This window comes from Streptomyces sp. NPDC051018 (assembly GCF_044456085.1).
GTDB lineage: Bacteria > Actinomycetota > Actinomycetes > Streptomycetales > Streptomycetaceae > Streptomyces.
The window spans coordinates 104,941-117,462 of record NZ_JBITFN010000012.1 but is presented as its reverse complement, the minus strand read 5'-3'; the positions used below and the strand labels follow the sequence as shown (position 1 = coordinate 117,462).

The following is a 12,522-nucleotide window of genomic DNA, read 5'->3' as shown; positions in this document are numbered from 1 at the left end:
TTATCCACAGGCTGCGGACGATGCGAACGGATTGTCGCGGGTCCGGCGCAGAATGGGGTCATGACTGAGATCACCGACTCGACGCCCGACTGGGAGAGGCGCTTTCGCGCGCCCCGCGTCTCCCTCCCCGACTGGGCGGAGGACGCCCCCGCCCGCTCGCTCTTCGTCTCCAATGCCACGGGGACCTACGAGCTGTACGCATGGGATCGCGCCACCGGCGCCCAGCGACAGGTCACCGACCGGCCGAACGGCACGACGGACGGGGTGCTGTCGCCCGACGGCGGGTCGATCTGGTGGTTCTCGGACACGGACGGGGACGAGTTCGGGATATGGATGCGGCAGCCGTTCGAGGGCGGGGAGGACGTGCCCGCCGTGCCCGGACTCGCGCCCGCCTATCCGGCGGGCCTCGCGATCGGGCGGGACGGTGTCTGTGTGGTCGGCCGCTCCACGGAGGACGAGGGGACGACGATCCATTTCGTGGGGCCCGGTGAGGACGCCGCGGCGGTGGAGATCTACCGGCACCGGCAGTCCGCGGGCGTCGGCGATCTGTCCCGGGACGGGAGGCTGATCGCGATCGAGCACACCGAGCACGGGGACGCGATGCACTCCGCGCTGCGTGTCGTCGGCCTCGACGGAGCCACGGTGGCGGAGCTGGACGACACCGCGGCGGGGACGAGGGAGCTGGGACTCGAAGTCCTCGGATTCGCCCCCGTGGAGGGAGACACCCGGCTGCTCGTGGGCCATCAGCGCAGGGGCCGCTGGGAGCCGATGATCTGGGATCCCGCCACGGGTGAGGAGACGGCTCTCGCCATCGATCTCCCGGGCGATGTGATCGCCGAGTGGTATCCGGACGGTTCGGGGCTGCTGGTCGCGCACAGTTTCAAGGCGCGCGGGGAGCTGTGGCGGTACGACCTGGAGACGGGCGCCCTGACGCCGATCGAGACACCGGCCGGTTCGGTCTCGGGCGCGACGGCCAGGCCCGGCGGAGAGGTGGAGTACCTGTGGTCGTCGGCGGCGCTTCCGCCGCAGGTGCGCTCGACGGCGGGCGGAGTCGTTCTCGATCCGCCCGGCGCGAAGGCCCCGGAGTCGGTGCCGGTCGAGGACGCGTGGGTGGAGGGCCCCGGGGGGCTGGTGCACGCGCTGGTGCAGCGGCCCCCGGGCGCGAGCGGTCCGCTGCCGACCGTCTTCGAGATCCACGGCGGCCCGACCTGGCACGACAGCGACTCCTTCGCGGCCGGTCCCGCCGCCTGGATCGACCACGGCTACGCGGTCGTCCGGGTCAACTACCGCGGCTCGACCGGTTACGGACGCGCGTGGACGGACGCGCTGAAGCACCGGGTCGGGCTGATCGAGCTGGAGGACATCGCGGCGGTCCGGGCCTGGGCGGTGGAGTCGGGGCTCGCCGACCCTCGGAAGCTGATCCTGGCGGGCGGCTCCTGGGGCGGCTATCTGACCCTCCTCGGCCTCGGCACCCAGCCCGACGACTGGGCGCTCGGGCTGGCGGCGGTCCCGGTCGCGGACTACGTCACCGCGTACCACGACGAGATCGAGGCCCTCAAGGCGATGGACCGCACCCTGCTGGGCGGGACACCGGAGGAGGTCCCGGAGCGCTTCGAGGCGTCCTCGCCGCTGACCTATGTGGACGCGGTCCGGGCGCCCGTCTATATCTCCGCCGGAGTCAACGACCCGCGCTGCCCCATCCGCCAGGTGGAGAACTATGTGGACCGGCTCGCGGCCCGTGGCGCCGTCCACGAGGTCTACCGGTACGACGCGGGGCACGGCTCCCTGGTGGTGGAGGAGCGGATCAAGCAGGTCGCCAAGGAGATCGCCTTCGCCGCGGCCCATCTGGGCGCGCCCCGGGGCACGTCCGCCGCGGCGGCGGGAGAGCGCGCGGGAGAAGGCACGGGAGAGGGGGGCGGACCGGAGGGGCCGTGACGGGTTCCGTACCGTGGAGGGGTGTACCGGTTCCTGCTGACGCCCCGCTGGTGGGGGATCAATGTCTTCGTCCTGCTGGCGATCCCCCTGTGCGTCTTCATGGGGACCTGGCAGCTCGGGCGGTTCGAGGACCGTGTCGCCACCCAGCGGGAGGCGGACCGGCCGCCCACGGCCGACGAGCGCAGGCCCACACCGCTGGACGAACTGCTCCCCGTCGACACGGAGACCTCCGGCCGGACGGCGACGGCCACCGGGCGGTACGGCGAGCAGTTCCTCGTCCCCGATCGCGAGCTGGACGGAAAGCGCGGCTCCTATGTGCTGACCCTCCTGAGGACCGACGGCGGCCGTACGCTTCCCGTGGTCCGCGGCTGGCTCGCCGAGGGCAGCCCGGCGCCCTCGGCACCCGCCGGTGAGGTCATGGTGAGGGGCGCGCTCCAGGCGTCCGAGACCGTGAGCACCGACGGGGTCCAGGCGGGCGGGCTGCCGAGCGGCCAGCTGGGGATGATCAGCGCGGCGTCCCTGGTCAACCTGGTACCGGACCAGGTGTACGACGCATGGGTCACCCTCGCCGAGGCGGACACCGGTCTGGTGCCGGTGCCCGCGTCCCTCCCCGAGGGCTCCGGCCTCGATCTGAAGGCGTTCCAGAACCTCGGCTACTCCGGCGAGTGGTTCGCGGGTGTCGCCTTCATCCTCTTCATGTGGTTCCGCCTCCTGCGCCGCGAACTGGAGGCGGCCAAGGACCGCGAACTGGGCCTGGCCCCGGCGCCCTGACTCCTGGGGACGCCTGGGCCCGGGGCCCCTGGGCGCCGGGGCCCGAGGCCCGTGGCGGCATCCATGCCTCAGGGCCGCCCGGGCAGGCCGCCACCCGCGGCCGGCGCCCAACACAACAACCGAGGCCGGCACCCGAGCCCCAAGCCATCGGCGCCTCCGCACCCGAGACCCGGCGATCCGGAGGCCGAGCAACCCGAAAGCCAAGGCCTCGCCCGGAAGCCGAAGCAAGCCGCCACCTGCGGCGGGACGCCCAACGCAACAACCGGGGGCGGCACCCGAGCCCCAGGCCATGGGCGGCCCGGCCCTCAAGGTCCCAGACCATGGGCGGCCTCCGCGCCTCGGGTCTCAGAGCGAGCCGTCACCCGCAGCCCGTCGGTCGGTCAGGTGCCCGGCCCTCAAGGTCCCAGGCCATAGGCGGCCTCCATGCCTCGGGCCGCCGGAGCAAGCCGCCACCCGAGCCCCGCGATCCGCGGGTCGGGGCCGGGCCCCGAGCAACCCGAAAGCCAAGGCCCCGCACCCGGAACCCCGACGCATCCACCTTCCGGCGCCTTGAACACGGCAGCCCCCGAGGCCGGAGCACAGGGTCCGCTGCCCGGGCGGCCCGGGCCCCTATGCGGGCGGGACGGGGCCTCGGCGGGCTCAGGCGCACCGCTTCAGCGGGCCCGGGCGCACCTGAACGGCACCCGGGCTTCGGCGGCTCGGGAAGGAGGGGGTCAGCCGGTGAGGACGCCGGTGCGGTAGATCGTGCCGGCGCAGGCGTTCGGGATGACGGTCTCGGCGCTGGGGGCGCCGGGCTCGGCCGTGTGGGTGACCGAGACGCTGCCGTCGGAGTTCGTGTTCTCGGTGGTACCGAGCTGGGCCTGGGTGTTGCCGGGGGCGGAACCGCTCGTACCGCTGACGCTGCCCGAGGTGCTGCCCGGCGAGGTGGACGGCTCCGGGGACGCGCTGTCGGTGGGGCAGGTCTCCTTGGGGACCCACGCGAAACGGACCTCGTACACCGAGTCCGGCTTCAGCAGCAGCGCCGCCGCTTCCTCGGAGGGATCGGGCAGCCCGGTGGCCGCGTCGCCCGGCGCGTGGTCGACCACATTGATCTTGGAGGCGTCCGCCGCGCCCTGCGCCTGGAAGCCGATTGTGCCGCGCCCGCTGACCGCGCAGTCCGTGGCGGAGACATTGGCGACCCGGAAGGCTCCGTAGACCTTGCCCTCGGCGTCCGGCTTGGCCGCCTGCGCGGAGGTGACCCCGAGTTGCCCGGCCGCGCAGACCGGGGAGTCGGCGGCCGGGGGGCCGGGGGGCACGGGCGAGCTGCCCGTACCGCCGTCGCCGGTGCCCGCGACGGAGGGCCCGCCCGGCGAGCGGCTCGCGCTGCCCGGCCCGCCCGCGGTCTCCTTGCCCTCGGTGGGGCCTCCCTCGCCATGACCGCCGGAGGAGCCGGTGTCGTCTCCCGTGCTGCCCTGTGAGTGCTTGCCGTGTCCCGTGTTGACGGTGCTGGTGCTGCCGCCTCCGTCGGAGTTCGCCACATGGACGAATGCGGGGACGCCGGTCCCCATCAGCAGGACCGCCGCGACCGCGCCGATCAGTGCCTGCCGTTTACGGGCCTTGCGGGCCGGAACCGCCCTGCGCAGATGGTCGAGGGAACCTTCCGACGGCCGCAGGTCCTCCACCGCGCCCCGGAACAGCCGGCGCAGCTCCTCCTCCGAGCCGAACCCTTCCCCACCGAACCCGGACCCACCGGACCCGCCAATCCCCCCAGGTCCGCCGTCGCCCCCGTGGCCGCCGTCGCCGGAACCCCCCGGTCCCCCCGTACGACCGGCACCGCCCGTACTGCCCGGCCCCGCACCACCCGGCCCCGCCGCGCTCCCCGGTCCCGCAGAGGCACCCGACCCCGTGAAGGAGCCCGATCCCCCGGAGGCGCCCGGGCCGCCGCCGTTCCGTCCCTTCGGTCCGTCCGGCCCCGCGCCGAGGCCGTTTTCTTCGTTCTCCGGCCCGTTGTTCACAATTCCGTTCCCAGTCCGGTCGTCAAACGGCCCGTCCGGCTCGTACCGCTCACACCTGTTCCCGTGCCCGTCGTCCCGGCCGCTGTCCCGGCCGCTCATGTCGTGGCCTCCATCGCGACGCGCAGCGCCGCGATGCCCCGGGAACCGTACGCCTTCACCGAACCCAGGGATATGCCCAGGGTCTCGGCGACCTGTGCCTCCGTCATGTCCGCGAAGTAGCGCAGCACCAGCACTTCGCGCTGGCGGCGCTGGAGCCCGCGCATCGCCTTGATCAGGGCGTCCCGCTCCAACTGCTCGTACGCCCCCTCCTCCGCGCTCGCCATGTCCGGCATCGGCTTGGAGAGCAGCTTGAGCCCGAGGATGCGGCGGCGCAGCGCGGACCGGGACAGATTGACCACGGTCTGCCGCAGATAGGCGAGCGTCTTCTCCGGGTCACGGACCCGGTTGCGCGCGGAGTGGACCCGGATGAACGCCTCCTGGACGACGTCCTCGCAGGAGGCCGTGTCGTCCAGCAGCAGCGCGGCGAGACCCAGCAGCGACCGGTAGTGGGCGCGGTAGGTCTCGGTGAGATGATCGACGGTGGTGCCCGGGGCCATGGTCTGGTCAGTGCCCTCGCGCTGGGAGGGGACTTCGGCGGCCCGGGGTGTGGGCATGGGCGCGATCACCGGCATGCCGCCGGCCGGACGGGAGGGGCGAGGCGGACGCACCGGGACACCGGGTACCGGCACCGCGAGCGGGACCAGCGCCCCCGGCACTCCGCGGCGCGCCGAAGCGCCAGGGACCGGAGCCACTCCCGCCGGGGCCGTGCCCACGAAGTCGAGTACCTCTGCCACGCCTGTTGGACACGCTTCCCCCCATCAGGGTTGTACGCGCACGCCACCGCTTTTGACGGTGATTCGTTTGCAGCCATGCGTACTCGCTCTTCCCCAATGCCCCATTTTTCGCGGCACCGTCTAGAGGCGTCCGCAAAGACGCTCCCCACCCGACTGGCGGTTGCAGACCAAGGGGAAGGGAACTGCCGATCATCCTCGCACCCCCGCTCACATGGTACGGACCTACCACTTGCTCACGGGGCGTTCACAGATCCTACAAAGTGCAGGAGGCACTTACACAAGAGCGATCACCGGAACGGAGCAAGAAATCCCGATCATGGAATCAGCGGCAACCGCGGAGAGTCGCGCCCTGGCCAACACCCGGCGCCCCGGCCCGCGCAGAAGCCCGCGGACGCGTCACACGGAAGTCCCCGGCCGCGTCACGAAGAAGCCCGCGGCCGCATCACGCGGAACCCTCGGGACGCCTTGCCCGTAAACCTGTCGGCGCGTCACACAGAAGCCCGCGAACCGCCCCTCCATGCCCCATACATGAAACAGCCCGCCCTACCGGCACAGTTCGGCCGCGACCGCCTCGGCGATCTGCGCGGAGTTCAGCGCGGCGCCCTTGCGGAGGTTGTCGCCGCAGACGAACAGTTCCAGCGCGCAGGGGTCGTCCGGGGCCCGGCGCACCCGGCCCACCCAGGTGGGATCGGTGCCGACGACATCGGCGGGCGTGGGGAAGTCCCCCACGGCCGGGTTGTCGTAGAGGACGACCCCCGGCGAGGTCGCCAGGATCTCGTGGGCCCGCGCCACCGTGACCTCGTTCTCGAAGCGCGCGTGCACCACCAGGGAGTGGGTCGTCACCACGGGCACACGGACACAGGTCGCGGACACCCGCAGCCCCGGCAGACCCAGGATCTTGCGGGTCTCGGCCCGCAGCCCCAGTTCCTCCGAGGACCAGCCGCCGTCCTCGTGCGTCCCGGCCCACGGCACCACATTGAGCGCGATCGGCGCCGCGAAGGGCCCGAGCCCGTCGCCCGCGACATCGCCCACGGCACGGCGTACGTCACCGGGGCCCGCGCCCAGGTCCGTACCGGCGACGAGGGACAGCTGGGCCCGCAGCGTGGCGACGGCGGCCCGCCCCGCGCCGCTGACGGCCTGGTACGAGGAGACGATGAGTTCGCGCAGCCCGAACTCGGCGTGCAGCGCGCCCACCGCCGGAATCATGGCGAGGGTGGTGTCGTGCGGGCTCGCGACGATGCCGCGCGGACGCACCCGTACGGCATGGGGGTTGACCTCCGGAACGACCAGCGGGACATCGGGGTCCAGCCGGAAGGCGGCGGAGGTGTCCACTGCCACCGCGCCCTTGGACGCGGCGATCGGCGCCCACTGGGCCGACACCTGGTCGGGTACGAGGAAGAGCGCGACGTCGACGCCCGTCAGGGCCTCCTCGGTCAGCGCGACGACCTCGCACTCCTGTCCGCGCACGGCCAGTTTGCGGCCGGCCGAGCGCGGGGAGGCGACCAGCCGTATGTCACCCCAGACGTCCTCGTGCTGGGAGAGGATCTGGAGCATCACCGCGCCGGCGGCTCCGGTCGCCCCCACGACCGCGAGCGCCGGCTTGCGGCTCATCGGCCGGAGCCTGAGCGACGGATCATCGCCCGGTGCCTCCGTAGACGACCGCCTCGTCGGAGTCGCTGTCGAGCCCGAAGCGCGTGTGTACGGCGCGCACGGCCTCGTTCACATCGTCGGCACGGGTGACGACCGAGATACGGATCTCGGATGTCGAGATCAGCTCGATGTTCACTCCCGCGTCCGACAGCGCCTCGAAGAAGGAGGCGGTCACGCCCGGGTTGGTCTTCATACCCGCGCCGACCAGCGAGATCTTGCCGATCTGGTCGTCGTAGCGCAGGGACTCGAAGCCGATCTGGCCCTTCGCCTTCTCCAGCGCGTCGATCGCCCGCGTACCGTCCGTCTTCGGGAGGGTGAAGGAGATGTCGGTCAGGGCCGTGGTCGCCGCCGAGACGTTCTGGACGACCATGTCGATATTGATCTCGGCGTCCGCGATCGTACGGAAGATGGCCGCGGCCTCACCGGGCTTGTCGGGCACTCCGACGACGGTGACCTTGGCCTCGGAGACGTCATGGGCGACTCCGGAGATGATGGCGTGCTCCACCTGCTGGTCTCCCTGCGGCTCGTTGCTGACCCAGGTGCCGCGCAGCCCGGAGAAGGACGAGCGGACGTGGATCGGGATGTTGTATCGGCGTGCGTACTCGACGCACCGGTGCAGCAGCACCTTGGAGCCGGACGACGCCAGCTCCAGCATGTCCTCGAAGGAGATCCAGTCGATCTTCCGGGCCTTCGGGACGACCCGGGGGTCGGCGGTGAAGACGCCGTCCACGTCGGTGTAGATCTCACAGACCTCGGCGTCGAGCGCGGCGGCGAGGGCGACGGCGGTGGTGTCGGAGCCTCCGCGGCCGAGGGTGGTGATGTCCTTCTTGTCCTGGGACACACCCTGGAACCCGGCGACGATGGCGATATTGCCCTCGTCCAGTGCAGTACGGATCCGGCCCGGGGTCACATCGATGATGCGCGCCCTGTTGTGGACCGAGTCGGTGATCACGCCTGCCTGGCTGCCGGTGAAGGACTGGGCCTCGTGGCCCAGGTTTTTGATCGCCATGGCCAGCAGGGCCATGGAGATACGCTCTCCGGCGGTCAGCAGCATGTCGAACTCACGTCCGGCAGGGATCGGCGATACCTGCTCGGCGAGATCGATCAGCTCATCCGTCGTGTCGCCCATCGCGGAGACCACGACGACCACCTGGTGGCCGTTCTTCTTGGCGTCCACGATCCGCTTGGCGACACGCTTGATGCCTTCGGCATCGGCGACGGAGGAGCCTCCGTACTTCTGCACGACAAGGCCCACGTGCGCTCCTCGCTCGGTTCTCCACCACAGCCATGCACTGCGGTCGGGCTCAGTTTAACGAGCGGACCCGTTCCTTCCGCGTGCAGTCACATCGTGAGATGCGCCGATCGCGGAGTGGTCACGGCCGCCCGGAATCCACCCTGCCCGCGAGTCGGCCGTATACGCGCTTTGTGTGCCGGGTCACACGCGGTACCCGCCCCACACGCGGTACCCGCCTCACACGCGGTACTGGTGCTCCCTCGCGGTTCGCGGTGCTCGCGGCCACCGGCGGTACATCACGGGCCCGGGCGGCGCCCTCAGGAGGTCCGCAGACCCAGCGGCGCGGCGATCTCCTCCGCCATCACCTTTCCCGCCTCCTCCGCCAGCGCGTCCTCCGCCAGGTCCTCGTCCGTGTCCAGCCCGTCCAGCGCCTGGAGCGGCTGGTCGAGACGGACGTGGGAGACCAGGGACTGGAGGGCGCGCAGGGTCGCCGACGCGGTCGGCCCCCAGTTGGAGAAGTACGAGAACTGCCACCACCACAGCGCCTCGGTGGTGCGCCCCGCGCGGTAGTGCGCGAGACCGTGCCGCAGATCGGTGACGATATCGGCGAGATTGTCGGAGATACGGAAGGCGACCGGCGCCTTGCGCGGCTCGTACGGGTCGAAGACCTCGGAGAAGACGTCCACCGGGTCCAGGAGCAGCGCGAACCGCTCCCGCAGCTCGTCCACGTCCGGCTCCGGTCCGGTGTCGGTCTCGTACCGCTCGTCCGGGACGATGTCCTCGTGCGCGCCCAGCCGGCCGCCGGTGAGCAGCAGCTGGGAGACCTCCAGCAGCAGGAAGGGCACCGCGCTGTCGGGCTCGTCGCCCTTCGCGACCTCGGTGGTCGCGACGATGAAGGACTCGATGGAGTCGGCGATCTGGACCGCGAAGTCCGCCGGGTCCTGGTTCACGGCGTGGAGCATGGCGTCAGACATCGAGAAGTCGTCTCCCCTCGAAGGCACGCCCCAGCGTGACCTCGTCGGCGTATTCCAAGTCTCCCCCCACGGGCAGACCGCTGGCCAGCCGGGTGACCTTCAGGCCCATCGGCTTGATCATGCGCGCCAGGTATGTGGCGGTGGCCTCGCCCTCCAGATTGGGGTCCGTGGCGAGGATCAGCTCGGTGACCGAGCCGTCCGCGAGGCGTGCCAGCAGCTCACGGATGCGCAGATCGTCGGGGCCGACGCCCTCGATGGGGCTGATGGCCCCGCCGAGCACGTGGTAGCGGCCCCGGAACTCCCTGGTCCGCTCGATCGCCACCACGTCCTTCGACTCCTCCACCACACAGATGACGGAAGGGTCGCGGCGCGGGTCGCGGCAGATGTTGCACTGCTCCTGCTGGGCGACGTTCCCGCACACCGCGCAGAAGCGGACCTTGTCCTTCACTTCCAGGAGGGCGTGGGCGAGACGGCGGACGTCGGCCGGCTCGGCCTGGAGGATGTGGAAGGCGATCCGCTGCGCGCTCTTGGGACCGACGCCGGGCAGCCTGCCCAGCTCGTCGATGAGGTCCTGAACCACGCCTTCGTACAACGGACTGCCTCTCCTCGGCTCTGCTCGGCCGCGCGCGGCCCCGGGCCGTAACACCCGTGGTGCGCGGCCCGGCCGCCCGGCCCCTGCGGCTCGTACGGCCCTGTGGCCCGTACGTTAGTTGGTCGACCGCCGTGTCAGAAGGGCAGACCCGGCATCCCGCCGAGACCCTGGGCGAGCGGGCCGAGCTTCTGCTGCTGGAGCTGCTGCGCGTTCTCGTTCGCGGCCTGGACGGCGGCGACGACGAGGTCTGCGAGGGTCTCGGTGTCCTCGGGGTCGACGGCCTTGGGGTCGATGACCAGTCCCCGCAGCTCACCGGAGCCGGTCACGGTCGCCTTCACCAGACCACCGCCCGCCTGCCCCTCGACCTCGGTGCGCGCCAGTTCCTCCTGGGCCCGGGCGAGGTCCTGCTGCATCTTCTGGGCCTGCTGGAACAGCTGCTGCATATCGGGCTGGCCACCACCGGGAATCACGGTCACTCCTGGCACTTCGACGACGGTTGTTCGGTATGCCGAGCCTACGTGGTCCCCGGGCGGCCCGCCCCACCCAGCGGCGACAACTCCGAGGAGTGAGTAAGCTGCGGGTCCTCTACCTGATCAAGACCCGCTTGTGGACGGAAATACTGGGATTTCCACCACACGGCCCACCATTCGGCGGTAGGAAGAGCATGCGCATCGGTGCGTAACCAATCGCACGCGATGCGCACAGTTGTGCGTACGCGTCTCCGATCTCCAATCTCCAATCTCCAAGGGGGGGGCTGCGCACCACGCGTCACGTACCACACCACGTCGTAGAGGAGTGCCCCGGTGAGCCAGCCGGACATGCAGCCCGGGGGGCCGGCCCGGGAGGAGCGCGGCGAGGCGCCGCGCGGCGACCTGACCGGGAGGCCGTTTCCGCTCGGCGACTGGGGCGAGCCCGCGGAGCGCCTCGACGAGTTGTACCGCTGGGTCGAGACGGCCGCGCTGCGCACGGTGGACTGGTATCTGGCGGATCGCGTCTGGAAGCGGCGTACGGGCCGTGCGCTGCGCCTGGCGACCGCGCTCGGCACCATCGCGGGAGCCACCCTCCCCCTGCTCGACCTCACGGGTCTGGTGGACGGCGCCGCGGGCTGGGGTTATCTGTCGCTGCTCCTGGGCGCGGCCGCGCTGGCCTGCGACCGGTACTTCGGGGTCACCTCCGGCTGGATGCGGAACATGGCGACCGCACAGGCCGTGCAGCGCCGGTTGCAGACCCTGCAATTCGACTGGGCGTCGGAGAGCGTACGGGAGATCCTCGGCCCGGCCGAGGGCACCGCGAGCGAGGCGGCCGAACGGTGCCTGGGGGTGCTGAGGCGGTTCTCGGAGGACGTACAGGAACTGGTCCGGTCGGAGACGGCGGACTGGATGCGGGCGTTCCACGGCGGGCTGGACGCCCTGGTGCTCCAGTCCACAGCGCTCCCGCTGGCGGGCGGGCACGCGCGGACGGCGGAACCGGGCTTCCCCGGCCGCTCGACCCTGCCCCCGGGCACCCGCCCGAACATGCCGAGGCAGCGCCCGCCGGAGCCGCCGAGGTGACGCGGGCGGCGGAGCCGTCGCGGGCGCGGCACGGGCGTGGGGCGTCACGGGCGCCGCGGGCCGGGAGAGCCCGGCCGTGGGGGCGCAGGGCCCACCGGCAGCCGGCGAGCCCGGGCGGTGAGCAGCCGGGCCCCGTCATGGGGGGACGAGGCTGTCCGGCTACGGGCCGCCCGTAGCCGGGCCGACCGGGCGGCCGGGATCACGGGCGCCCCGGCGCACACGGCCCCGTGCCACCCGCCGGGCCCCGCCCCCTCAGCTGAAGATGATCATCGAGCCCTGCCCCAGACTGCGGGTCGCCGCCGCGTGCAGACCCAGCCAGGTGTAGCGCTCACGGGCGAAGGGGCTCTCGTCGTACGGCATCGGGCCCGCCGGCTCCTCCAGCGAGGTCGGCCTCTCCGGCGGCAGGGGCGCCTCCGGCGGGTTCGCCGGGTCGATACCGATCGACGGAGCCACGAACTCCAGCTCGCGCAGCAGCCCCTGGGTGGATCCCAGGGGACCGCCGCCCGCGAGCAGTTCGTCGTTGAACAGCGGCGCCGCGAAGTCGACGGGCACATACGCCCCTGCGTGGTCGTAGTGCCACACCAGATGCGACTGCTGCGCGGTGCCCTCGAACATCTCCAGCAACTGCTCGTAGTCCCCGCCCAGTTCGTCCACGGGCGTCACCGCGAGCCCGCACAGCTGGAGGAGATACGCCCGCCGCAGAAAGTGCAGGGCGTCGTAGTCGAACGCGGCGACCGGAGCCACATCACCGGACAGCCCGGGCATATAGGCGAACACGGGCACGGTCGGCAGCCCGGCGTCGTTCAGGGCCTTGTCGTAGGAAGCGATCTCTTCGGCGAAGGGGTTGTCAGGGCTGTGGCACAACACATCGACGAGGGGGACCAGCCACAGGTCACAGGCCAAGGGAGGCTCGCTCTCCAACGGGATCACGGGATCGGGCGCTGTCGTCATACGACGGTCGGCCCAGGGTAGTTGCTCGTACCACACCC

11 protein-coding genes are annotated in these 12,522 nt (G+C 71.8%); 3 read left to right on the top strand and 8 right to left on the bottom strand.

Annotation, left to right across the window (positions count from 1 at the left end; translation table 11 throughout):
* The first annotated feature begins 60 nt into the window (after positions 1–60).
* The gene (locus ACIBCM_RS21630; protein ID WP_399245530.1) at positions 61–1,935 is read left to right on the top strand and encodes a prolyl oligopeptidase family serine peptidase; all 1,875 of its coding nucleotides are present in this window, start codon (positions 61–63) and stop codon (positions 1,933–1,935) included.
* A gap of 21 nt (positions 1,936–1,956) precedes the next feature.
* Positions 1,957–2,706 (top strand): SURF1 family protein, encoded by a 750-nt coding sequence (locus ACIBCM_RS21625; protein WP_399245528.1) that lies wholly within the window; start codon positions 1,957–1,959, stop codon positions 2,704–2,706.
* 713 nt (positions 2,707–3,419) lie between these two features.
* On the opposite strand, the gene ACIBCM_RS21620 is transcribed toward ACIBCM_RS21625, so the two are convergent.
* The 7 genes from ACIBCM_RS21620 to ACIBCM_RS21590 form a co-directional block, all read right to left on the bottom strand.
* Entirely contained in the window at positions 3,420–4,367 is a 948-nt protein-coding gene (locus ACIBCM_RS21620; RefSeq protein ID WP_399245526.1) for a hypothetical protein, read from the bottom strand.
* Positions 4,368–4,795: 428 nt separating this feature from the next.
* Complete coding sequence (locus ACIBCM_RS21615) at positions 4,796–5,371, bottom strand: SigE family RNA polymerase sigma factor (protein WP_399245524.1); 576 nt, start codon at positions 5,369–5,371, stop codon at positions 4,796–4,798.
* Between the two features lie 705 nt (positions 5,372–6,076).
* Positions 6,077–7,144, bottom strand: a complete 1,068-nt coding sequence (locus ACIBCM_RS21610) for an aspartate-semialdehyde dehydrogenase (protein WP_399245522.1) — start codon at positions 7,142–7,144, stop codon at positions 6,077–6,079.
* A gap of 22 nt (positions 7,145–7,166) precedes the next feature.
* Positions 7,167–8,438, bottom strand: a complete 1,272-nt coding sequence (locus ACIBCM_RS21605; protein WP_399245520.1) for an aspartate kinase — start codon at positions 8,436–8,438, stop codon at positions 7,167–7,169.
* A 296-nt stretch (positions 8,439–8,734) separates the two neighbouring features.
* The gene (locus tag ACIBCM_RS21600; RefSeq protein ID WP_399245518.1) at positions 8,735–9,391 is read right to left on the bottom strand and encodes a DUF5063 domain-containing protein; all 657 of its coding nucleotides are present in this window, start codon (positions 9,389–9,391) and stop codon (positions 8,735–8,737) included.
* Positions 9,384–9,983: a recombination mediator RecR gene (gene recR / locus ACIBCM_RS21595; RefSeq protein WP_399245516.1), complete on the bottom strand. Its 600-nt coding sequence runs from the start codon at positions 9,981–9,983 to the stop codon at positions 9,384–9,386. Before recR ends, ACIBCM_RS21600 begins: the two co-directional genes overlap by 8 nt.
* Positions 9,984–10,117: 134 nt before the next feature.
* Positions 10,118–10,453: a YbaB/EbfC family nucleoid-associated protein gene (locus ACIBCM_RS21590; RefSeq protein ID WP_399245746.1), complete on the bottom strand. Its 336-nt coding sequence runs from the start codon at positions 10,451–10,453 to the stop codon at positions 10,118–10,120.
* Positions 10,454–10,786: 333 nt separating this feature from the next.
* Here ACIBCM_RS21590 and ACIBCM_RS21585 point away from each other — a divergent pair, with 333 nt between their 5' ends.
* Positions 10,787–11,533 carry an SLATT domain-containing protein gene (locus ACIBCM_RS21585; protein WP_399245514.1) on the top strand — a complete coding sequence of 249 codons (747 nt, stop codon included), beginning with the start codon at positions 10,787–10,789 and terminating at the stop codon, positions 11,531–11,533.
* Between the two features lie 252 nt (positions 11,534–11,785).
* Here ACIBCM_RS21585 and ACIBCM_RS21580 read toward each other — a convergent pair whose 3' ends face one another.
* On the bottom strand, positions 11,786–12,436 hold the full coding sequence (locus ACIBCM_RS21580) for a hypothetical protein (protein WP_399245744.1): 651 nt from the start codon (positions 12,434–12,436) through the stop codon (positions 11,786–11,788).
* Between the last annotated feature and the right edge of the window lie 86 nt (positions 12,437–12,522).

Bases quoted from the DNA above. Each gene is read 5' to 3' on its own strand.
- ACIBCM_RS21630 (WP_399245530.1), top strand. From the start codon at position 61: ATGACTGAGATCACCGACTCGACGCCCGACTGGGAGAGGCGCTTTCGC.
- ACIBCM_RS21615 (WP_399245524.1), bottom strand. From the start codon at position 5,371: ATGCCGGTGATCGCGCCCATGCCCACACCCCGGGCCGCCGAAGTCCCC.
- ACIBCM_RS21610 (WP_399245522.1), bottom strand. From the start codon at position 7,144: ATGAGCCGCAAGCCGGCGCTCGCGGTCGTGGGGGCGACCGGAGCCGCC.
- ACIBCM_RS21600 (WP_399245518.1), bottom strand. From the start codon at position 9,391: ATGTCTGACGCCATGCTCCACGCCGTGAACCAGGACCCGGCGGACTTC.